Here is a 20,159-nt window from a genome sequence, read left to right on the forward strand (position 1 = left end):
CGTCAACAGCGGCTGGGTGATGGTCCGCGTGGGTGTGCTACGCGGCCTTCGCCGCCGTCAGAGCCTGCGCCAGGCGCTCCGGCGCGCGCGTGGACAGGTACAGGTAGGGCGTCGGGTCCTGCGGGTCCGTGACCTCCACGCGCAGGGCCGTGGGGATGTACGCGCGCAGCAGCAGGAAGGCGCGCGGGTCGGCCTTGTACGTCCGCCAGGCGCGGGCCCCCTCCGCGTCCAGCACCTCCGCCTCGCCCAGGGCCGCCACCGGGATCTTCGCCTCGCCCGCGATCAGGGAGTCGCCCACCACACGGATGCGGACCGAGCCGTAGGAGCTCGCGGCGACGGCCGCGACCGCGGTGCCCCCGGCCAGGCCGCCGAGCATCGGCAGCGTGCCGAACGGGAGCAGGATCAGGGCCATGGAGACGCCCACGAGGAACGAGATCAGCCACCAGGTCCGCGGGGCGGTGAGGCGTTCTTCGTAGGGGGCGGCGGAGAGCTGCATGGGGCCAAGCTTGACACGGTGTCGGGAAGGGGCCGACGCGCGGGTAAGGTCTCCCGCTGTGAGTGGTACTTCCGCAGCTCTTCAGCCTCCGGCCGACGCCGCGCGACCGGTGCGGCACCCGGACGCGCCCGCGCCCGGTGAGCTCCTCGGCGCGCACTACGGCGCGTGTTTCGGCTGTGGCGGCGACCAGCCGCACGGGCTGCACCTGGAGGCGCGGGCCGGTGAGGGTGTGTCGCTGACCGCCGAGTTCACCGTGCAGCCCGCCCACCAGGGCGCCCCGGGCCTCGCACACGGGGGCGTGCTCGCCTCCGCCCTGGACGAGACCCTCGGCTCGCTGAACTGGCTGCTGCGCACGATCGCCGTGACCGGGCGGCTGGAGACCGACTTCGTGCGGCCCGTGCCCGTCGGGACCACGCTGCACCTGGAGGCGGAGGTGACGGCCGTCGCCGGGCGGAAGATCTACTCCACCGCCACCGGCCGCGTCGGCGGCCCCGACGGACCCGTCGCCGTGCGCGCCGACGCGCTCTTCATCGAGGTGAAGGTCGACCACTTCGTCGACCACGGCCGGCAGGAAGAGATCCAGGCGGCCATGAACGATCCGGACCAGGTCCGGCGCGCCCGTGCCTTCGAGGTGAACCCGTGATCCCGGAAAGCTCTCAGGGCCCAGTCGGCCCCACCGGTCCCGCTGGCCCCACCAGTCCCGCTGGCCCCACCGGCCCCGTGAGCCGTTCGCCGCTGGACGTGCTGATCCGGCGCATCGATCCGGACGTACCGCTTCCGTCTTATGCGCGGCCCGGGGACGCCGGGGCCGAACTGCGCACGACCGAGGCGTGCCGACTGGAGCCGGGGGAGCGGGCGGTACTGCCCACGGGGGTGTCTGTGGCGTTGCCCGAGGGGTACGCGGCCTTCGTGCACCCGCGATCCGGTCTGGCCGCTCGCTGCGGCGTCGCCCTGGTGAATGCCCCGGGGACGGTTGATGCCGGGTACCGTGGGGAGATCAAGGTGATCGTGGTGAATCTCGACCCGCGCGAGGCCGTGCGGTTCGAGCGCTTCGACCGGATTGCCCAACTGGTGGTCCAGCAGGTCGAGAGGGTCCGCTTCCAGGAGGTGGCGGAACTGCCCGGCTCCGCGCGGGCCGAGGGGGGCTTCGGGTCCACCGGAGGCCATGCCGCGGTGGACGGGACGAGCGGCACAAGCGGTCAGGCCGCCCTGGGCGGTCAGGCGGGTGGGAATCGATACGCTTCGGTCGTATCCGACCGGGAAGGACAGTGACGTGTTCGGACGTCGCAAGAAGAGGGATGCCGCCGAGGACGCGGCCGGCGAGGCCGAGCAGGTCGTCGACGGTGTCGACACCGACGCGGACGAAGAGCGCGAGCGCCTGAGGCTCGAACCGGCGCCGCGCCCCGACGGACCCTGGGACAGCTCCGAGGTCCGTGACCCGAGCGAAGGCCGGGTCGACCTAGGCGGTCTGTTCGTGCCGGGCGTCGAGGGCATGGAGCTCAGGGTCGAGGTCGCGGGCGACGCGATCGTGGCGGCCACGGTCGTGCTGCGCGACAGCGCCATCCAGCTCCAGGGCTTCGCCGCCCCCAAGCGCGAGGGCATCTGGGGTGAGGTGCGCGAGGAGATCGGCACCGGCATCACCCAGCAGGGCGGCATCGTCGACGAGGTCGAGGGGCCGCTGGGCTGGGAGCTGCGCGCTCAGGTGCCCGTACAGCTGCCGGACGGCACCGGCGGCTTCCAGGTGGTGCGGTTCGTCGGCGTGGACGGTCCCCGCTGGTTCCTGCGCGGGGTCATCTCGGGCCAGGGCGCGGTGCAGCCGCAGGCCGCCGGGCTGCTCGAGCAGATCTTCCGGGACACCGTCGTGGTGCGCGGTGAGGGCCCGATGGCGCCCCGCGACCCGATCGTCCTGAAGCTGCCGAACGACGCCCAGATGGTTCCCGAGGGCGTCCAGCAGGAGGAGGAGGGCTCCCGTTTCGCGGGCGGAATGGGCCAGCTCCAGCGCGGGCCGGAGATCACCGAGGTCCGCTGACCCCACAGAGACACCAGGGCCGTACCCCACCGGGGCGCGGCCCTTTCTCGTGCGCGGAACCTCGACGGCGCCTTGGTCTGTACCTATTGTCTCCGTTCAGCGCGTCGATGCCGCTCCCCGTGCTCCCAGCGCACCCGCCGCCTTCGTCCACCCGGAGTGAGCGTCTCCAAAGGCCGGTTGGACTTCACCCGGTCCAAGGCCAACGCCGGGGCACAGCCCTGGAAGAGCGCCTTCGACCAGATGATGGGGAGCGAGTACGCCGACGGGGCTCGGCTTCCACGCCAAGTACCGGCTCGGCGCCGGTGCGGAGAGCTGGCTGCGCGGCGGTTCGCTGCAACCGGGGCTCGGACCGGTGTCCCAGGTCGGCCACAACGCCCTGGCCATCCGTCCCGGGCACGCCATGACCAACACCGGGACGCTCCTGCGGGGCCGCCCCGCCGGCAGCAACAACCTCTTCGTCGCCTGGAAGACCCTCACCCACGGCGACAACCCCGCGTGCCCCCCTGACCGACCGGGCGCCGGTCTGGAACCCCGGCGCCCGGTCCACCCGAGCCGGGGCCGGGACGCCCGGTGCCCCGGCGAGGCCGAGGACACGAACCGGCCGGTGACATGCTCGTCGGTCACCCGTGATTCCACCGCCGAGCCGGCCGCGAAGAAGGCCGACCGAGCCGGCGGGGACGTACGGCCGACTCTCCCCCGAGTCCCATCCGCCGGAGGCGCCCGTGCGCGAAAGCGGCCGCCTGCCGTCGTGCGGCACCGACAAGGACCTCTCGCCACCGGCGCGCCGCATCACCACGTGGACGGGGCACCGCTTCGGGAAACAGGCTCTTCGCTCTTCGTCACCACGCCCCGGTACGCTTCAGACATGAGCGCTGTTCCTCGTTCCGAAAAGCCCGCGGGCCGGTTCCGGCGCATGCTCGACCGGCTCTCCTCGTCACAGGGGGACCTGGAGTCCGAGGAGCTGCGCGAGGACGCGGAAACGGCCGGCTGCACCCGGATCGGGGACTGCCAGGACCGCCAGATAGTCACGGTTACTGGTACCTTGCGCACGGTCACCCTTCGGCCGCGCGCCGGAGTCCCGGCCCTGGAGGCCGAGCTGTTCGACGGCTCCGCCCCGCTGGACGTGGTGTGGCTCGGCAGGCGCTCCATCGTGGGGATAGAGCCGGGGCGCAGGCTGATCGCATCGGGCCGGATCTCGATGAGCCGGGGCCGCCGGGTGCTGTTCAATCCCAAGTACGAACTGAGACCCCTCGGACGGGAGTAGCCGGTGACGTCGCTCGACAAGCCGACCGAAGAGACATCTGCGGACGACGCCCGGGCGGTGACCGAGGCCGCCCTGTTCGAGGCGTTCGGCGGCGTGCGGGGCATGGTGGAGACGGTGGTTCCAGGCCTCCTCTTCGTCACCGTCTACACGATCAACAAGGACCTGCACCTGTCGGCGATCGCCGCGCTGGCCGTGTCACTGGTGCTGGTCGTGGTCCGGCTGTTGATGAAGGACACCGTCAAGCACGCCTTCAGCGGTGTCTTCGGCGTGGCCTTCGGTGTCGTCTTCGCGATGATGACCGGCAACGCCAAGGACTTCTACCTGCCCGGCATGCTCTACACGCTCGGTCTGGGCCTCGCCTACATCATCACCACCCTGTGCGGGGTGCCGCTGATCGGGCTGATCCTCGGCCCGGTCTTCAAGGAGAACCTCTCCTGGCGCACGCGCAACCCCGGCCGCAAGAAGGCCTACGCGAAGGCCAGCTACGCCTGGGGCGCGATCCTGCTCGCCAAGTGCGCGATCCTCTTCCCGCTGTACTGGTGGGCCGACACCACCCAGCTGGGCTGGGTCCTGGTCGCCCTGAAGATCCCGCCGTTCCTGCTCGCGGTGTACCTCACGTGGGTGTTCCTGGCGAAGGCGCCCGCGCCCATCGACGTGTTCGCGGAGATGGAGGCCGAGGAGAAGGCGGCCGAGGAGCGGGAGCGGCAGGCCGCCGCGGGGCCCGCCGAGCAGTGACCCTCCGCATGTTCCGCCCGTTCCTCGCGAGAGCGTGCTCAGCCCGCCGTGTTCCGGCGGACCGACAGCAGGTCCTCCAGCTGCTCCTCGCGCGCCTGGGCGGCCACGAAGAGGAGTTCGTCACCGGCCTCCAGGGAGTCCTCCCCGGAGGGCGTCAGCACACGGTTGCCGCGGATGATCGTCACCAGGGACGTGTCCTGCGGCCACTCGACGTCGCCGACCTGCGTGCCGGCCAGGGCCGACTCCTCGGGCAGGGTCAGCTCGACCAGGTTGGCGTCGCCGTGGCTGAAGCGCAGCAGACGGACCAGGTCGCCGACGCTCACCGCCTCCTCGACCAGGGCGGACATCAGACGCGGGGTGGAGACGGCGACGTCCACGCCCCAGGACTCGTTGAACAGCCACTCGTTCTTGGGGTTGTTCACCCGGGCGACGACGCGCGGGACGCCGTACTCCGTCTTGGCGAGGAGCGAGACGACCAGGTTCACCTTGTCGTCGCCGGTCGCGGCGATCACGACGTTGCAGCGCTGGAGGGCCGCCTCGTCCAGGGACGTGATCTCGCAGGCGTCGGCGAGCAGCCACTCGGCCTGCGGGACGCGCTCGACCGAGATGGCGGTCGGCGCCTTGTCGATCAGCAGGACCTCGTGGCCGTTCTCCAGCAGTTCGCCCGCGATCGAGCGGCCGACGGCGCCGGCTCCGGCAATGGCGACCCTCATCAGTGACCGCCCTCCTCTTCGGGACCCTTGGCGAACGCCGCCTCGACCTTGTCGACCTCGTCGGTGCGCATCATCACGTGCACCAGGTCGCCCTCCTGCAGCACCGTCTGCGAGGTGGGCAGGACCGCCTCGCCCAGCCGGGTCAGGAACGCGACGCGCACGCCGGTCTCCTCCTGCATCCTGCTGATCTTGTGGCCGACCCAGGCGGCGGAGGTGTGCACCTCGGCGAGCTGGACGCCGCCGGTGGGATCGCGCCACAGCGGCTCGGCGCCCGAGGGGAGCAGACGGCGCAGCATCTGGTCGGCCGTCCAGCGGACGGTCGCGACGGTGGGGATGCCCAGGCGCTGGTACACCTCGGCGCGGCGGGGGTCGTAGATGCGGGCGGCGACGTTCTCGATGCCGAACATCTCACGGGCCACGCGTGCGGCGATGATGTTGGAGTTGTCACCGCTGGAGACGGCGGCGAAGGCGCCGGCCTCCTCGATGCCCGCCTCGCGCAGGGTGTCCTGGTCGAAGCCGACGCCGGTGACCCGGCGACCGCCGAACCCCGAGCCCAGTCGGCGGAAGGCGGTGGGGTCCTGGTCGACCACGGCGACCGTGTGCCCCTGTTGCTCCAGGTTCTGGGCCAGCGCGGAACCGACCCTTCCGCACCCCATGATGACAATATGCATCGCGTCACACCGCGCTTCCTGCAGGCCCTCTGGCCCTCATGAACGTCGTACTCATGTCTCTCTCTCGGCTCGCCTGGCATCACATCGCGGCCTGCGTGCGGGCCGCCGGGCAACATCATGCCGGGGGAATCACGTCATGATGCCCTCCGGGGGCGGTGCCGCGTTCGACTGCCGACTCCAACGTATCCGCAAAGTCGAGAGGGTTGCCGAGGTCCCTGCCGGGCCCCGGCCCGGGGGAGGAACCTGCCATGCGTACCGAGATCGACGTCCTCGTGCTGGGCGGCGCGGGTGTGGACACCATCGTGCACGTGCCCCAACTGCCCGTGCCGTTCGCGGACAGCCACATGATCCGGCCCGGGATCGTGACCCGGGCGGGCCAGAGCGGGGATTTCGTGGCCCTCGGGACGAACGCGCTGGGCCTGCGCACCCACCACCTCGACCTGCTCGGCGACGACCCCGAGGGCGACCTCGTCCGCGCCCTGCACCGGGAGCACGGCATCGGACTCACCGCCGTCCCGCAGCCGCTCGGCACCAAACGCGCGGTCAACCTCGTCGGCCCCGACGGCAGACGGTCCTCCCTCTACGACGCCACCCGGGCCGCCGACACCGACCGGCTGCCCGAGGCCACGGTGCGCGCACTCGCGGGCGTCAGCCGGCACGCCCACGTCGTCATCACCCAGCCGTGCGCCCACACGCTGCCCGCCCTGCGCGCGGCGGGCCTCACGATCTCCACCGACCTGCACGACTGGGACGGCTCCAACCCCTACCACGAGCCCTTCGCCCACCAGGCCGACCTGGTCTTCCTGTCCACCACGGCCCTCGCCGACCCGGAACGGACCATGCGGCGGATCACCGAGCGGGGCAGGGCCCGGATCGTCGTCGCCACCGCCGGGGCGGACGGGGCGTACCTGCTGGCCGACGGCGAGCTCAGCCACGTGCCCGCCGCCGTGCCCCCGGCCCCGGTCGTCGACTCCAACGGCGCGGGCGACGCCTTCGCCGCCGCGTTCCTCTACGCCTGGCTGAACGGCACCCCACCCCTGCGCAGCGCCCTGCACGGCACCGTGGCCGGTGCCTACGCCTGCACGGTCCCGTCGACCCGGGCCGCCGGCATCGGGCGGGCGGAACTGAGCGCGCGAGTGGCGGGTCTGGAGCGGTCCGAGCCTGCTCCTAGGGCGTGTCCGGCGACACGTCCTTGCGGCGGCTGATGCTGAGAACGCTCGCCATCGTCAGGATTCCGAGGGCGACGAGGGTGGCCGCGGCGCCGATCAGCTGGGCGGGCGTGTGCATGGGACCTCCAGGGGCGGCAACTGCAGGGAAGCGGACGAGGCTTAGTCATATAGGCATGGGAAGCGGGTGACCTGCGCAATCCGCAGCCGCACAGGCCTGTGAATTCACCCGGAGAGCAGACGGAACGCCGATGAGGGGTGGCGGGTGGGCGACCCCGCAAACGAAGGCCTACGATCCTCTGTTGTGTCCAAACTGACCGACGTGCCCAAACGGATCCTGATCGGGCGCGCACTGCGCAGCGACCGGCTGGGCGAAACGCTCCTGCCGAAGCGCATCGCACTCCCCGTCTTCGCCTCCGACCCGCTGTCCTCCGTGGCGTACGCGCCCGGCGAGGTGCTGCTGGTCCTGTCGATCGCGGGCGTGACGGCGTACCACTTCAGCCCGTGGATCGCCGTCGCGGTCGTCGTGCTGATGTTCACCGTCGTGGCCTCGTACCGGCAGAACGTGCGCGCCTACCCCAGCGGCGGCGGCGACTACGAGGTGGCGAACACCAACCTCGGTCCCAAGGCCGGTCTGACGGTGGCGAGCGCGCTGCTCGTCGACTACGTCCTCACCGTCGCCGTCTCGATCTCCTCCGGCATCGAGAACCTCGGCTCCGCGATCCCCTTCGTGGTGGAGCACAAGGTGTTCTGCGCGATCGGCGTGATCGTGCTGCTGACCCTGATGAACCTGCGCGGGGTGAAGGAGTCGGGCTCGCTGTTCGCCATCCCGACCTACATCTTCGTCGCGGGCGTCTTCACCATGATCGCCTGGGGCGCCTTCCGCGGCCTGGTCCTGGACGACACCATGCGGGCACCCACGGCGGACTACGCCATCAAGCCCGAGCACGGAGGCCTGGCCGGCTTCGCCCTGGTCTTCCTGCTGCTGCGCGCCTTCTCCTCCGGCTGCGCCGCCCTCACCGGTGTCGAGGCGATCTCCAACGGTGTCCCGGCCTTCCGCAAGCCCAAGTCGAAGAACGCCGCGAACACCCTCGCCCTGATGGGCCTGCTGGCCGTCACCATGTTCTGCGGCATCATCGCGCTGGCCGCCGCGACCGACGTCCGCATGGCCGAGAACCCGGCCAAGGACCTCGTCCACAACGGTGTGCCGCTGGGCCCCGACTACGTCCAGAACCCGGTGATCTCCCAGGTCGCCGAGGCCGTCTTCGGCAAGGGCAGCTTCCTGTTCATCCTCCTGGCCGCCGCCACCGCGCTGGTGCTGTTCCTCGCCGCCAACACCGCCTACAACGGCTTCCCGCTGCTCGGCTCGATCCTCGCCCAGGACCGCTACCTGCCGCGCCAGCTCCACACCCGCGGCGACCGCCTGGCCTTCTCCAACGGCATCGTGCTCCTCGCCGGCGCCGCCGGACTGCTGGTCGGCATCTACGGCGCCGACTCCACCCGCCTGATCCAGCTCTACATCGTCGGCGTGTTCGTGTCCTTCACGCTCAGCCAGACCGGCATGGTCCGGCACTGGAACCGCCACCTGGCCGCCGAGAAGGACCAGGCCAAGCGCCGCCACATGATCCGCTCCCGCGCCATCAACGCCTTCGGCGCCTTCTTCACCGGCCTGGTCCTGGTCGTCGTCCTCGTCACCAAGTTCACCCACGGCGCCTGGGTCGCCCTGCTCGGCATGGTGATCTTCTACGCGACGATGACGGCCATCCGCAAGCACTACGACCGGGTCGCCGCCGAGATCGCCGCCCCCGAGGGCCCGAGCGACGACAGCGTACGGCCCTCCCGGGTCCACTCGGTCGTGCTGATCTCCAAGATCCACCGTCCGGCGCTGCGCGCCCTGGCCTACGCCAAGCTGATGCGCTCGGACACCCTGGAGGCGCTGAGCGTCAACGTCGACCCGGCGGAGACCAAGGCACTGCGCGAGGAGTGGGAGCGGCGCGGCATCGACGTACCGCTGAAGATCCTCGACTCGCCCTACCGCGAGATCACGCGGCCGATCATCGAGTACGTCAAGAGCCTGCGCAAGGAATCGCCGCGCGACGCGGTGTCCGTGATCATCCCCGAGTACGTCGTCGGTCACTGGTACGAGCACCTGCTGCACAACCAGAGCGCCCTGCGGCTGAAGGGCCGGCTGCTGTTCACACCCGGGATCATGGTGACCTCGGTGCCGTACCAGCTGCAGTCCTCCGAGGCGGCCAAGCGGCGGGCCCGCAAGCAGCAGGACTGGAACGCGCCGGGGTCGGTGCGGCGCGGTCCCGCGCAGGTGCGGTCCAAGGAGTCCACGGACCACAAGGCGTGAGACGACGACTCGTGTGACGAGACGACCCGTGTGCCGGGGTCTGCCCGCACGAGGGGGAGGGTTGGTGTGACGGGGACGGCTTGTGTGAAACGGCCGGGCGGCGGCCACGTAGACTGGTGGGCTGTTGTCCGGCCGTTCCCGTTCGGCCCTTTCCCCTCACGCGTTATGGAGTCACCCCGCCATGCAGGCAGAACCGAGGAAGTCGCTGGTGGGGGAGGAGTACGAGGTCGAGGTAGGCCCCGTCGCCCACGGCGGTCACTGCATCGCCCGTACGTCCGAGGGGCAGGTGCTGTTCGTACGGCACGCGCTGCCCGGTGAGCGGGTCGTGGCCCGGGTGACGGAGGGCGAACAGGGCGCACGGTTCCTGCGCGCGGACGCCGTGACGGTGCTCGACGCCTCCAAGGACCGGATCGACGAGCCCTGCCCGTTCGCCGGCCCCGGCCGCTGCGGCGGCTGCGACTGGCAGCACGCCAAGCCGGGCGCGCAGCGCCGCCTGAAGGCCGACGTCATCGCCGAACAGCTCCAGCACCTCGCCGGGCTCACCCCGGAAGAGGCCGGCTGGGACGGCACCGTGCTGCCCGCCGAGGGCGACAAGGTGCCCGCGGGCCAGGTCCCCGCGTGGCGCACCCGCGTCCAGTACGCCGTCACCGCCGACGGCCGGGCCGGCCTGCGCCGGCACCGCTCGCACGAGGTGGAGCCGATCGACCACTGCATGATCGCCGCGGAGGGCGTCAGCGAGCTGGGCATCGAGAAGCGGGTCTGGACGGGCATGGACTCCGTCGAGGCGATCGCGGCGACGGGCTCCCAGGACCGCCAGGTGATCCTCACGCCCAAGCCGGGCGCACGTCTGCCGCTGGTCGAACTCGACCGTCCGGTCTCCGTCCTGCGCGTGGACGAACGCTCCGGCGGTGTCCACCGCGTCCACGGCCGGCCCTTCGTCCGCGAACGCGCGGACGGCCGCACCCACCGCGTCGGCAACGGCGGTTTCTGGCAGGTCCACCCGAAGGCCGCGGACACCCTGGTGACCGCGGTCATGCAGGGCCTGCTGCCCCGCAAGGGCGACATGGCCCTCGACCTGTACTGCGGCGTCGGCCTCTTCGCCGGCGCCCTCGCCGACCGCGTCGGCGACCAGGGCGCGGTCCTCGGCATCGAGTCCGGCAAGCGGGCGGTGGAGGACGCGCGGCACAACCTCGCCGAGTTCGACCGTGTCCGCATCGAACAGGGCAAGGTCGAGAGCGTGTTGCCGCGCACGGGCATCGAGGAGGTCGACCTGATCGTCCTCGACCCGCCGCGGGCGGGGGCGGGCCGCAAGACGGTGCAGCACCTGGCCTCGCTGGGCGCGCGACGGATCGCGTACGTGGCGTGCGACCCGGCGGCGCTGGCGCGGGACCTGGGGTACTTCCGGGACGGGGGGTATCGGGTGCGGACGCTTCGGGCGTTCGATCTTTTCCCGATGACCTCGCATGTGGAGTGCGTGGCGATCCTGGAGCCTGCAAGCAAGGCGTCCTGATCTGCGCTCTTGTTGCCCGGGTGGGTTGCTCGACCTGTTGCCCCCCCCGTGCAGCGGTTCGAGCGGACGGATCGACCTTGGTTACTTCGCTGACCTGCGAGTTCGTGAGCGCGGTGCTTGCATGGGCGATGCCTCCAGAGGGTCGTTCGGAGATTCCTGACGCTCGGATGACGACCGAGGGCTGAGTTTCTGCCGCACCTCCGCAGCGGCGGTGCGAGCGGTCTGCCGGGACCGACCGCACCGCTTTGATACCGGCGTCGGCCGGGTTCTGCTGGCCGATCATCTGGTTGAGCCACGCCTGCTCGTAGTAGTCGAACAGCGCTACCGTCCTGTCCCAGCGCGGGACGTACTCGTCCGAGCGGCCGCTGACGTGTCCGGAGATCGACCGGTTCTACGGCGAGCGCGTCCATCTCCGCTACGACGCGCCGTCCACCGGAGACCGTTACGCCCAGGCGGCGGCTCGGTGCCGTGACCGGCTGACGGCTCAGGGAATCGATCTGGCTGCCTACAACACCAGGGAGAACGCCGCCGACGCGGCGGATCTGCGCAAGCTCCTGGGAATTCCGGGAGTGGAACGTCCTGTCGCATTCCTACGGCACGCAACTGGCGCTGACCTACATGCGGATGTTCCCCGAAGGCATCAGGAGAACGCCGAGGGGAACCCGCGGCACCGCGAGGGCCTGGCCATTGACGTGCCGGGGCTGGCGTTCGTCGGACTGGAGTGGCAGCGCAGCCTGTCATCGAACTCGCTGCGCGGGGTCGGCCAGGACGCGGCGCGGATCGCCCGGCGCCTGACCGTCCACCTCGCGCGTCGGTGACGGGCCTCCCCGCACTGCTTCGACGTGTGTCAACATAGATGCATGTCGAATGCGAACGTGCTGCCGCTGCTCGAAGCCGACGGCCAGGGGGTGGCGCCGTGCTGTCCGCCGCTGACCGAGCGTCCGATGACCGCCGCAGAGGCCGAGACGGCCGCGCGGATGTTCAAGGCGCTTGGCGACCCGGTCCGCCTGCGGCTGTTCTCCGCCGTGGCCTCGCACGAGGGCGGGGAGGCGTGCGTGTGCGACATCTCCGATGTCGGTGTCTCCCAGCCGACCGTCTCCCATCACCTGAAGAAGCTGAAGGAGGCCGGGCTGCTGACCTCCGAGCGGCGCGGCACCTGGGTGTACTACCGGGTCGAGCCGTCGGTGCTCGCGGCGATGGGCAAGCTGCTGACGCTGCCTGCCGCGGCCTGACGACCGGAAAGACAGAGGGAGAGGCGGTGAGCGGACGCGTCCGCGGACGTGATCGAGCGCCGCAGTCCCGCCATCACCTGACTGTCACAAGAGCTGTGCGATCGCGCCGGCGGCGTCACGGGCCGGTCGGCCGACGCCGATGAGGGTGGCCGAGGCCGGCCCTGTCCAGTCGCCGTAGCCCAGCAGGTGCAGCCGCGGCTCGCCGAGTGCGCGCGTGCCTTCGGTGGGGATGTGCCCGCGCGGGCCGCGCAGGTTCAGCGGGGCGAGATGGGCGAGAGCCGGGCGGAAGCCGATGCACCAGATGACCGCGTCCACGTCGGCCCCGCTGCCGTCGTCCCACCGTACGCCGCCGGCGGTGAGCCGGGTGAACATCGGCTTCGCTGCGACGGAGGGCGTCCCTTATCTCGCTGAGCTTCGCGGGCGTTGCCGGGGGCCGCTCCCGTGCTTGTTCAGCGAGTCGGAGCGCGTCGTCGATTTCGCTGAGCTTCCCGGAGGACAGGACGGCCGCCCGCTCTGTCAGGTCGTCCCGGGACACGGTGGTCAGCCACGTGCACGGGGTGAAGCCCGGACGCGGGAACGCGAGTCGCAGCACGCCTTCGAGCGGCAGCCCTTCACCGGCGCCGACCGTCACTTCGATGCCGAGACCGCTGATGTCGAAGCCCGCCGGAGCGACGACCTGCATCACCTGGAACCCGGACGCGTCGTCTCCTGACAGCAGTACGACCAGCCTCCGCTCGTCGAACCGGACCCACCAGACTTCGCCACGTTGCACAAGCCCTCCCATACACAGGACGGCAGGCAGACGCTGCGCGGCCTGACGCGGTGTGGAGACGGGTGCGGCCACGGTTGATCATAGGTGTGTGAAGACAAACGATCACGCGGTGGCCGCAGGTCACAGCGTAGACCCTGCCTGCTGGCAGGAGGCGTTCGAGGGCCTGATGAGCCGTGTGACGGGACGCTACACGCGGGTCGAATCCCGAAGGGAGGGAGGTGCTTGTATCGGCGACGCCTGCAGGGTCTCGTTCGGAGATTCTTGACGCTCGGATCGTGGCCCGCGAGGTCTACCGGGCCCTGACCAGCACACCGACCGAACGCATTACTCAAACCGACCGGAAATGAGGCTCGTGACGTTCATCAGACCTCAGAAATCGTGCACTACGACTCAGTAGCGGGATTGTCGACCGAGGCGGCACACAGGTGGCGGCCGTCAACCGAAACGGCCATGAAATCGTTCTTCGGTGTGCCTGCATGGAAATGAGGGCCTGCCGGACCGTGGGTGTGCTCGGCGACGACACGCGAGCCACTGTCTGTTTCGAATTGCCGGAAACTGCCCCCACCTGCCGGGGCGCACGAGCGCGGGTGTGCGCTGATGTACGGAATGGTCGTGGTGATGTAATGCCGTTGTGCCGTGTCGGGCCGGGTCCCTCAGCCATGGCGGGGCCGCCCGCTGTGGTGGCTGCGGCCCCGCTCGGGTGGGTGGGTCAGGACGGGTCGCCGTACTGGAGGCCGCGTCCGTTGGTACCGACGTAGACGCGGCCGTAGGTGTCGGGGTCGCCGGTGATGACGCCGACGCCGCCGATGGCGCCCCACTGGTGGGCCTTGTCGTTGACGCGGAGCCAGGTGGCGCCCTTGTCGGTGGAGCGGAAGACTCCGGTGACGTCCTTGACGGTGCCGATCAGGTACAGGGCCTGGTAGTTGGTGCCCGGCTTGGCCTTGCCGAAGCCGACGGCGGAGGCGGACTGCACCGACCTGAGCGTGGTGAAGGTCCGGCCGCCGTCGGTGGAGTGCAGCAGCCCCTTGGTGCTGCCGGCGATCCACAGGTCTCCGGCGATGCCGGGGACGGCCTTGAGCCGGCCGTCGGGCAGGTTGCCGGCGCGGGCGGTGAAGGTCGCGCCGCCGTCGGTGCTGGCGTAGAGCGTGCCACGCGACAGCGCGTAGAAGGTCTTGGCCGACGAGCGGTCGGCGACGACCGCCGTGTCGGCGCCCAGGCCGCCGGCCTTCGACCAGCTTGCCCCCTTGTCGGTCGAGCGGTACGGAACCTGACCGGCCTGGGTCCAGACGATGGTGGAGCCGTCCGCCGCGAGCGCGACATGCCCTTCCTGGGCACCGGCCACCGGCTCTGCCTTGAAGCCGTTCCAGCTGAGACCGCCGTCGGTGGAGTACGCGCCGTCCTGCGCGCCGCCACGGCCGACGCGGACCATCGTCGAGGGCTTGGACTGGGCGAAGTCGATGTCGGTGCTGTTGGTCATCATCGGGTTCTTCAGCCGCCCGGAGGGCACCTTGGTCAGGGAGTCGTGCCGGAAGCCTCCCTGGTCGCCCATGGCGGTGATGACGGTGGCGCCACCGGGAGGGGCGACAGCGTCCATCAGCGCGGTCTCCTCCAGCCCTCGGGCGCCCATGCTCCAGTGGCTGGTGCCGCCGCTGTCGGACGCGTTGGCGTCCTTGCTGCGCAGGATGCCGTTGCCGGTGCCGTACAGCACGTGCCCGGAGTCGAAGGGATCGATGGCCAGGGCGGTCATCCAGTGCCCGGTGTGGGTGCCGACGTATGGAGCGGCGGCGGCGTTGCGCACGGACTTGTCGGCCAGGGACTTCCAGGTCGTGCCGCCGTCGGTGCTGCGGTAGATCTCGTCCTCGGGCCACCAGCGGCCGAGGGTGGTGACCATCACCGTGGAGGGCTTGCGCGGGTCGACGGCCAGCCCGGAGAACCCGTAGTCGCCCTGGGACGGGGAGACGTTCTTCCACGCCCCGCGGTCCGGCGTGTACTTCCACACCGAGCCCGCCGTCACGCCGTTGGGTCCGAGGTTGTCGGTGTACGTCAGGTACAGCGAGCCGTCACCGGAGAGCACGCCGTGCTGCGGCAGTTGCCCGGTGGGCTGCCCGGAGACGGCCTGCCAGGTGTGGCCGCCGTCGGTGGAGCGGTAGAGGGAGGTGGACTTGTCGGCGACGCCGACGTAGATCGTCTTGCTGCCGGCCGGGCCGTACGTCACGAAGGAGATGCCGGCGCCACTGCTCGCCCCGTCCTTGACGGGGAACGAGGAGACCTGCCGCCATGTCCCGCCGTGGTCGTCACTGCGCCACAGGCCGTTCTTGCGGGTGCCCAGCAGCAGGGTGCCGTTGTCGGCGGGGTTGATCGCGAGCCGTTCGCCCGCACCGCGGCCGTCCTCGTTGGCGCCCAGCTTGAAGGGCAGATCGGTGCGCTTGAAGGTGCGGCCCCGGTCGGTGGAGCGCAGGATCGCGCCGTTGCCCGCCCACTCGTTGGTGTAGGTGCCCGCCCCGAGGTAGAGCCGCTCGGGGTCGACGGGGTCGGTGGCCACCGAGTCGATGCCCAGCAGGTTCCAGTCCTTCTCGCCGATCCAGTCGGTCAGCGGGATCCACTGCTCGGCCCCGGTGTCCCAGCGGTAGGCGCCGCCCATGTCGGTGCGCGCGTACAGCAGGCCCTTCTCCTTCTGGTTGAACACCAGCCCGGTGACGTAACCGCCGCCCACCACCTGGGCGTTCTTCCACACGTACGGTCCGGTCGCCGCAGTGGTCTGCCCGCTGCGGGCCCCGGCCGCCTGGGTCTCGCCCACCTTCACCAGCTTCCACTGCTGGTTGGTGGTGCCCCGGCTCGGATACTGGATGAGCGCCGCGCCCTGGGCCGTGGAGCCCCCGGAGACGTCCAGGACCTGGCCGCTCCTGCGGGAGGTGAAGGTGACGGCGTCGGAACCGCTCACCTCGTCGATCCGCCACTCCTGGGAGGTGGCGGAGCTGTCGGTCTGCTGCTCAGCGGGGGCCGCCTGAGCAGTCGAATTGCCTGCTATACCCAGCACTTTGCCGCTGTTGCGGTTGACCAGCTCGTAGTAGCCGTCCCCGGTGGGCTTCAGCCTCCACTGCTGGTTGGCGGTGTTCTGGGCGGTGTATTGCTGGATGCGGGTGCCGTCGGCGGTGGAGAAGCTGCTGACGTCCAGCACCTTGCCGCTGCGCACGGAAACCAGCCGGTAGTAGGCGTCGCCGTCGACCGTCGCGGCCTGCGAGTCCTCCTGCGCGTACAGGAGATACGGCACGAGAACGGCGGGCACGCCGAGCAGCAGACCGGTGGCGGTCCAGCCGCGGCGGTGACGTCCGCGGCGCCTGCCGTTCTTGGGGTTGTTCATGGGGAGGCGTTCTCCTTGCATACCTGTTCAACATCGGAAAGCAGGATCCCGGCCTCGGAACTGGCCGGATCCGCTTTCTTGTCGTCGCAGGTTCCCCACAGGTTGCCGCGAGCCGGGAACTTCTTCCAGATCACCTCGTGCCGCCCAGGCGCTGATCAGCGCCTGGGCGACGCTGTTCCTGTCGGTGCGGGTCAGTTCGTCACGCGGAAGGTGGCGTCACCGCGTCCTGTCGCGGTGGTGATCGGGTCGAGGCGGAGTTGGTAGGCGTAGTGGCGGATATAGCGGTCGGGGTGGTTGTACGACTGGAAGGACGACCAGGTCGCGTCGGCGAGCCCCGCGACCTGCCGGAAGGTGGCGTCCGCGGCGAACTGGGCGGTGCCGTCGTTGCGGACCAGCTGGAAGTCGTATCCGGAGTGCCGCAGGAAGTACCCGCGGTAGTTCACTGATTCGAAGGAGACGGTGCCGGAGCCCGTCAGGCCGGGCCGCAGCCGGAACTGGGCGTCCGGGCCGGTGATGTTCTGGTCGATGCGTACGTCGAAGTCGGCGTGCCGCACGTACCGGTCCTGGAAGTTGTACGACTGGAGGCGCTGGGCAGGGGTGTCGCTCCAGCGTGCGAGCACGCGGGACTCCTCGGCGGCCGTGAGGTTCAGGATCGAGCCGTGGCGCTTCTTCGTGACGCCCATGGAGTAGGTTCCCGATGCCGGAATCCGGTAGCTGCCGGGGGCGGTGGGGTTGGTCGTCGTGACCGGCATGTACCCGCGTCCGGAGGAGTACTGGTCGAGGTAGAGCGCCCATTCGTCGCGGTCGCGGAACTTCATCCACATCGGGCCCTCGACCTGTGAGCCGGTCAGGCCGATGCCGGAGAGGTCGCCGAGGCTGGTCCAGGTTCCGAGGATCGAGTTGCTGCCTTCGATGGTGATCTGCCCGTCGCCGGAGGCCCGCACATAGCGGTAGTCGCCGACGCCGGTCGGCATCTCGGCGATCTGGGTGTCGATGATCTCCCGCATGCCGGGGCGCTCGATGTAGATCCGCGGGGTGGTGATGGAACGGAAGTCGCCGGTGTGCGCGGAGTAGATGCGGTGCTTCTTCACGCCGTCGACCGGCTTGTTCGTCGCCCAGTACAGGACGTAGTCGCCGGAGGCCGGGTCCCAGATCGCTTCCGGCGCCCAGGCGTTGCGTCCGTCGGGGATCGCGCCGGCGACGTTGAGCAGCCACGGCTCCGACCAGTTGATCAGGTCCGTCGACTCCCACACCACGAGGTTGCGGCTGCCGTTGTACACGGCGGCTTCCCAGTTCTGCCCGCAGCCGATGCACAGGTCGGTGGCGATGATCCAGTACTTGTCACCGTTCGGGGATCTCACCAGTGCGGGGTCGCGCACCCCCTTCGTGCCGACGGTGGAGCGAAGGGTGATTCCGCCGCCGTTGAGATCAGTCCAGTTCAGGCCGTCCGTGCTGTGCGAGAAGTAGATTTGCTGACCGTTCGACCCCTCCCCGATGAAGTGCGTCATCAGGTAGCCCGGGTCGGCTGCGGCCGCCCGGTCCGGTGTGATCAAGGCTTGGCCTGTGAAGAGCAGGCACGCGGCGAGCAATATCGCCGACAGCCGGGCGCGGAGCGCGGACATGTATGTCTCCTGTCGAACTGCAAGGGCCACCACCGAAAGGCGCGGAAGGGGCCGGCTGATTCCGGGTGACGCATGTCCCCCGTGTGCGGGGTGCTTCGTCGTGGTGACGGCACGCTTGTCACCCGAGTGGGGCGGTCGGGGTGCGGGGGCCGACCGAGCGGTTGTCGATGCGGGCGGGGTGTCGGTCTCCACCGCTGGGGAGGTGGAGCCTCCGTATCCGACTCCCTGTCCACCGAGGTGAGTTGCCGGACGGCCAAGCCGGCCCTGGGCTCCACCACGCTGCCCGGCGACGGGGCCGTTTACCGACCGTCACCAACACCGGCGATGGCTACTGCGAGATCAAGGGTGTGGGCAGCGGCAAGCTGCTGGAGGTCGCGGCAGACCGTGGAGATGCCCGCTTCCTCCACAGTCCGCCGTTCACGCTCGAGGTTCGGGTCCCGGTGCGGGAGGAGCAGTCCCCGCAGCTTGGTCAGCCGTCGTGGGACTGCCCTCTTCCGGCCGGACGTCTGCCTGTTACGGGAGCGTGGTCCACTTCTGGTTGTTCTGGCCGTTGCAGGTCCACAGGATGACCGGGGTCCCGTTGCCGGTCTGGGCCCCGTTGACGTCGAGACACAGCCCGGCGCGGACGTTGCGGATCGACCCGTCGGAACCGACGGTCCACTTCTGGTTGTTCTGGCCGTTGCAGGGCCAGATGATGACCGGCGTGCCGTTGGTGGTGCCCTGGTTGGAGGCGTCCAGGCACTTGTCGCCGTAGACGCGGATCTCGCCGCCTTCCCAGGCGGTCCACAGCTGGTTGGCGGCCGTGTGGCAGTCCCAGATCAGCGTCTTGGTCCCGGCCGCCGTGGTGGCACGGTCCACGTCCAGGCAGCGGCCGGAACCGGTACCGCGCAGGCGTGCGGTGGTGGAGGCCAGGGGGCTGCCGCCGGTCACCTTGAACACGGCGACACCGTGCGCGGGGACGCTGACCGAGATCTGCCCGGAGGTGGTCGACGTGCCGCCGGTCCACAGGTCGGTGAGGCTGAACGAACTGCCGGACAGGCCGACTTGTGCGGCCGTGGTGGTGACGGTCGCGGTGCTGCCGCCTCGGTTGAACAGGCCGACCGCGACGGAGCCGTCGGACAGGGGCTTGGCGAACACCTCGGTGTCGCCGTCGTCGCGGACTCGGCGTCCGCCCGCGCCCAGCGGGTCCTGGTTGACCGCGAGCAGGCGCGGGTTGCGCAGGATGGCGCTCACGTCGGCGGACATGGTGCGGACGTCGTTGCCGGCCATGAGCGGGGCACTCATGAGTGCCCACAGGGCGAAGTGGGAGCGTGACTCGGTCAGGGACAGGCCGGGGCGGCCGACGACCAGCATGTCGGGGTCGTTCCAGTGCCCGGGGCCCGACTGCGCGGCGAGCGGGGCGGTGACGTCGAGGACGTTGCCGACGCCCATCGGGTAGCTGTTGGTGTTGTTGTTCTGCCAGATGTCGAGCAGGTCCTCGGTCGTCCGCCACAGGTCGGCGACCTCGCCCCAGTTGTACTTGTCGCCGGTGGGGGCGTGGAAGCTGTTGGGGTTGATGCTGTAGACGATCGGGCGGCCGGTGGCGCGCAGGGCGTCTCGCATGAGGGTGAACTGTGTGATCTGCTCGCTGAGGGTGCCGCTGCCGGAGCACCAGTCGTACTTGAGGTAGTCCACGCCCCAGGAGGCGAACGTGTTGGCGTCCTGGACCTCGTGGCCCTTGCTGCCCGTGGAGCCGGGGTAGGTGCCCACGCCCTGGGCGCACGTTTTCTCGTTGGGGGCCTGGTAGATGCCGAACTTCAGGCCCTTGCCGTGAATGTAGTCCCCGAGCGCCTTCATCCCGCTGGGGAACTTGGTCGGGTTGGCCCGCAGGTTGCCCGCCGCGTCGCGCTGCGGGTCGAACCAGCAGTCGTCGACCACCACATACCGGTATCCGGCGTCCCGCATCCCCGAGGACACCATCGCGTCGGCGGCCTGGCGGACCTGCGCCTCGGTGATCCCGCACCCGAAGCTGTTCCAGCTGTTCCACCCCAGCGGAGGGGTGAGCGCCGGGCTGCCCGGTGCGGCCCCGGCGGTCGTGCCGACGGAGGCGGTGACGGTGGCGGTGAGCGTCAGTGCGGTGGCTGTGAGGAGACGCAGCAGTCGTCTGTGCAGGGGAACCATGGGAGGTCCTTCCCGGGAGGCAAAGCGGAAGCCGCTTTGCCTCCCCCAAGGGGCAAGGTCACGAGCTTGTGA

Annotated in this window: 16 protein-coding genes and 3 pseudogenes; 10 read left to right on the forward strand and 9 right to left on the reverse strand. The window is 70.3% G+C overall.

Going from position 1 to position 20,159, the window contains the following annotated elements:
- Nucleotides 1-37: 37 nt before the first annotated feature.
- Nucleotides 38-496 carry a DUF3093 domain-containing protein gene (locus ABTX62_RS10035; protein WP_352115700.1) on the reverse strand — a complete coding sequence of 153 codons (459 nt, stop codon included), beginning with the start codon at nucleotides 494-496 and terminating at the stop codon, nucleotides 38-40.
- A 58-nt stretch (nucleotides 497-554) separates the two neighbouring features.
- On the opposite strand from ABTX62_RS10035, the gene ABTX62_RS10040 reads away from it, so the two are divergent.
- The 6 genes and pseudogenes from ABTX62_RS10040 (at nucleotide 555) to ABTX62_RS10065 (ending at nucleotide 4,524) form a co-directional block, all read left to right on the forward strand.
- Nucleotides 555-1,139 (forward strand): PaaI family thioesterase, encoded by a 585-nt coding sequence (locus ABTX62_RS10040; RefSeq protein WP_352115701.1) that lies wholly within the window; start codon nucleotides 555-557, stop codon nucleotides 1,137-1,139.
- Nucleotides 1,140-1,216: 77 nt separating this feature from the next.
- Nucleotides 1,217-1,768: a dUTP diphosphatase gene (gene dut, locus ABTX62_RS10045; RefSeq protein WP_352115702.1), complete on the forward strand. Its 552-nt coding sequence runs from the start codon at nucleotides 1,217-1,219 to the stop codon at nucleotides 1,766-1,768.
- 1 nt (nucleotide 1,769) lies between these two features.
- Nucleotides 1,770-2,525: a DUF3710 domain-containing protein gene (locus ABTX62_RS10050; RefSeq protein ID WP_283972863.1), complete on the forward strand. Its 756-nt coding sequence runs from the start codon at nucleotides 1,770-1,772 to the stop codon at nucleotides 2,523-2,525.
- Between the two features lie 239 nt (nucleotides 2,526-2,764).
- Nucleotides 2,765-3,021, forward strand: a pseudogene (locus ABTX62_RS10055) (alginate lyase family protein); the annotation flags it as partial.
- A 369-nt stretch (nucleotides 3,022-3,390) separates the two neighbouring features.
- Nucleotides 3,391-3,789: an OB-fold nucleic acid binding domain-containing protein gene (locus ABTX62_RS10060; protein ID WP_283972864.1), complete on the forward strand. Its 399-nt coding sequence runs from the start codon at nucleotides 3,391-3,393 to the stop codon at nucleotides 3,787-3,789.
- Nucleotides 3,790-3,792: 3 nt separating this feature from the next.
- Nucleotides 3,793-4,524, forward strand: coding sequence for a DUF3159 domain-containing protein (locus ABTX62_RS10065; protein WP_352115703.1), 732 nt, complete (start codon nucleotides 3,793-3,795; stop codon nucleotides 4,522-4,524).
- Between the two features lie 38 nt (nucleotides 4,525-4,562).
- Here ABTX62_RS10065 and ABTX62_RS10070 read toward each other — a convergent pair whose 3' ends face one another.
- Both ABTX62_RS10070 and ABTX62_RS10075 read right to left on the reverse strand, forming a co-directional pair.
- Nucleotides 4,563-5,237 carry a potassium channel family protein gene (locus tag ABTX62_RS10070; RefSeq protein ID WP_352115704.1) on the reverse strand — a complete coding sequence of 225 codons (675 nt, stop codon included), beginning with the start codon at nucleotides 5,235-5,237 and terminating at the stop codon, nucleotides 4,563-4,565.
- Nucleotides 5,237-5,908 (reverse strand): potassium channel family protein, encoded by a 672-nt coding sequence (locus ABTX62_RS10075; protein WP_352115705.1) that lies wholly within the window; start codon nucleotides 5,906-5,908, stop codon nucleotides 5,237-5,239. Before ABTX62_RS10075 ends, ABTX62_RS10070 begins: the two co-directional genes overlap by 1 nt.
- A 248-nt stretch (nucleotides 5,909-6,156) precedes the next feature.
- On the opposite strand from ABTX62_RS10075, the gene ABTX62_RS10080 reads away from it, so the two are divergent.
- From ABTX62_RS10080 to ABTX62_RS10095, 4 genes are all read left to right on the forward strand, one after another.
- Entirely contained in the window at nucleotides 6,157-7,113 is a 957-nt protein-coding gene (locus ABTX62_RS10080; RefSeq protein ID WP_352115706.1) for a PfkB family carbohydrate kinase, read from the forward strand.
- Nucleotides 7,114-7,378: 265 nt separating this feature from the next.
- Nucleotides 7,379-9,430, forward strand: coding sequence for an APC family permease (locus ABTX62_RS10085; protein ID WP_352115707.1), 2,052 nt, complete (start codon nucleotides 7,379-7,381; stop codon nucleotides 9,428-9,430).
- A gap of 181 nt (nucleotides 9,431-9,611) precedes the next feature.
- Nucleotides 9,612-10,940 carry a class I SAM-dependent RNA methyltransferase gene (locus ABTX62_RS10090; protein ID WP_352115708.1) on the forward strand — a complete coding sequence of 443 codons (1,329 nt, stop codon included), beginning with the start codon at nucleotides 9,612-9,614 and terminating at the stop codon, nucleotides 10,938-10,940.
- An 860-nt stretch (nucleotides 10,941-11,800) separates the two neighbouring features.
- Nucleotides 11,801-12,172 (forward strand): ArsR/SmtB family transcription factor, encoded by a 372-nt coding sequence (locus tag ABTX62_RS10095; protein ID WP_352115709.1) that lies wholly within the window; start codon nucleotides 11,801-11,803, stop codon nucleotides 12,170-12,172.
- 84 nt (nucleotides 12,173-12,256) lie between these two features.
- On the opposite strand, the pseudogene ABTX62_RS10100 reads toward ABTX62_RS10095, so the two are convergent.
- The 6 genes and pseudogenes from ABTX62_RS10100 to ABTX62_RS10130 all read right to left on the reverse strand — a co-directional run.
- Nucleotides 12,257-12,553, reverse strand: a pseudogene (locus ABTX62_RS10100) (pyridine nucleotide-disulfide oxidoreductase); the annotation flags it as partial.
- A 4-nt stretch (nucleotides 12,554-12,557) separates the two neighbouring features.
- Nucleotides 12,558-12,944: pseudogene (locus ABTX62_RS10105) on the reverse strand (type II toxin-antitoxin system PemK/MazF family toxin); the annotation flags it as partial.
- Between the two features lie 709 nt (nucleotides 12,945-13,653).
- Nucleotides 13,654-16,305: an RICIN domain-containing protein gene (locus tag ABTX62_RS10115; protein WP_352115710.1), complete on the reverse strand. Its 2,652-nt coding sequence runs from the start codon at nucleotides 16,303-16,305 to the stop codon at nucleotides 13,654-13,656.
- Nucleotides 16,302-16,439: a hypothetical protein gene (locus ABTX62_RS10120; protein WP_352115711.1), complete on the reverse strand. Its 138-nt coding sequence runs from the start codon at nucleotides 16,437-16,439 to the stop codon at nucleotides 16,302-16,304. Before ABTX62_RS10120 ends, ABTX62_RS10115 begins: the two co-directional genes overlap by 4 nt.
- A 57-nt stretch (nucleotides 16,440-16,496) precedes the next feature.
- Nucleotides 16,497-17,927, reverse strand: a complete 1,431-nt coding sequence (locus ABTX62_RS10125; RefSeq protein WP_352115712.1) for a glycoside hydrolase family 43 protein — start codon at nucleotides 17,925-17,927, stop codon at nucleotides 16,497-16,499.
- A gap of 513 nt (nucleotides 17,928-18,440) precedes the next feature.
- Nucleotides 18,441-20,087, reverse strand: a complete 1,647-nt coding sequence (locus tag ABTX62_RS10130; protein WP_352115713.1) for a glycoside hydrolase family 27 protein — start codon at nucleotides 20,085-20,087, stop codon at nucleotides 18,441-18,443.
- Nucleotides 20,088-20,159 lie beyond the last annotated feature (72 nt).

This window comes from Streptomyces sp. NPDC096046 (assembly GCF_040303285.1).
Taxonomy (GTDB): domain Bacteria; phylum Actinomycetota; class Actinomycetes; order Streptomycetales; family Streptomycetaceae; genus Streptomyces.

Coding starts and splice junctions, on each gene's coding strand:
- ABTX62_RS10080 (WP_352115706.1), top strand. CDS start 6,157: ATGCGTACCGAGATCGACGTCCTCGTGCTGGGCGGCGCGGGTGTGGAC.
- ABTX62_RS10035 (WP_352115700.1), bottom strand. CDS start 496: ATGCAGCTCTCCGCCGCCCCCTACGAAGAACGCCTCACCGCCCCGCGG.
- ABTX62_RS10070 (WP_352115704.1), bottom strand. CDS start 5,237: ATGAGGGTCGCCATTGCCGGAGCCGGCGCCGTCGGCCGCTCGATCGCG.
- ABTX62_RS10090 (WP_352115708.1), top strand. CDS start 9,612: ATGCAGGCAGAACCGAGGAAGTCGCTGGTGGGGGAGGAGTACGAGGTC.
- ABTX62_RS10060 (WP_283972864.1), top strand. CDS start 3,391: ATGAGCGCTGTTCCTCGTTCCGAAAAGCCCGCGGGCCGGTTCCGGCGC.
- ABTX62_RS10075 (WP_352115705.1), bottom strand. CDS start 5,908: ATGCATATTGTCATCATGGGGTGCGGAAGGGTCGGTTCCGCGCTGGCC.
- ABTX62_RS10125 (WP_352115712.1), bottom strand. CDS start 17,927: ATGTCCGCGCTCCGCGCCCGGCTGTCGGCGATATTGCTCGCCGCGTGC.
- ABTX62_RS10130 (WP_352115713.1), bottom strand. CDS start 20,087: ATGGTTCCCCTGCACAGACGACTGCTGCGTCTCCTCACAGCCACCGCA.
- ABTX62_RS10095 (WP_352115709.1), top strand. CDS start 11,801: ATGTCGAATGCGAACGTGCTGCCGCTGCTCGAAGCCGACGGCCAGGGG.
- ABTX62_RS10115 (WP_352115710.1), bottom strand. CDS start 16,305: ATGAACAACCCCAAGAACGGCAGGCGCCGCGGACGTCACCGCCGCGGC.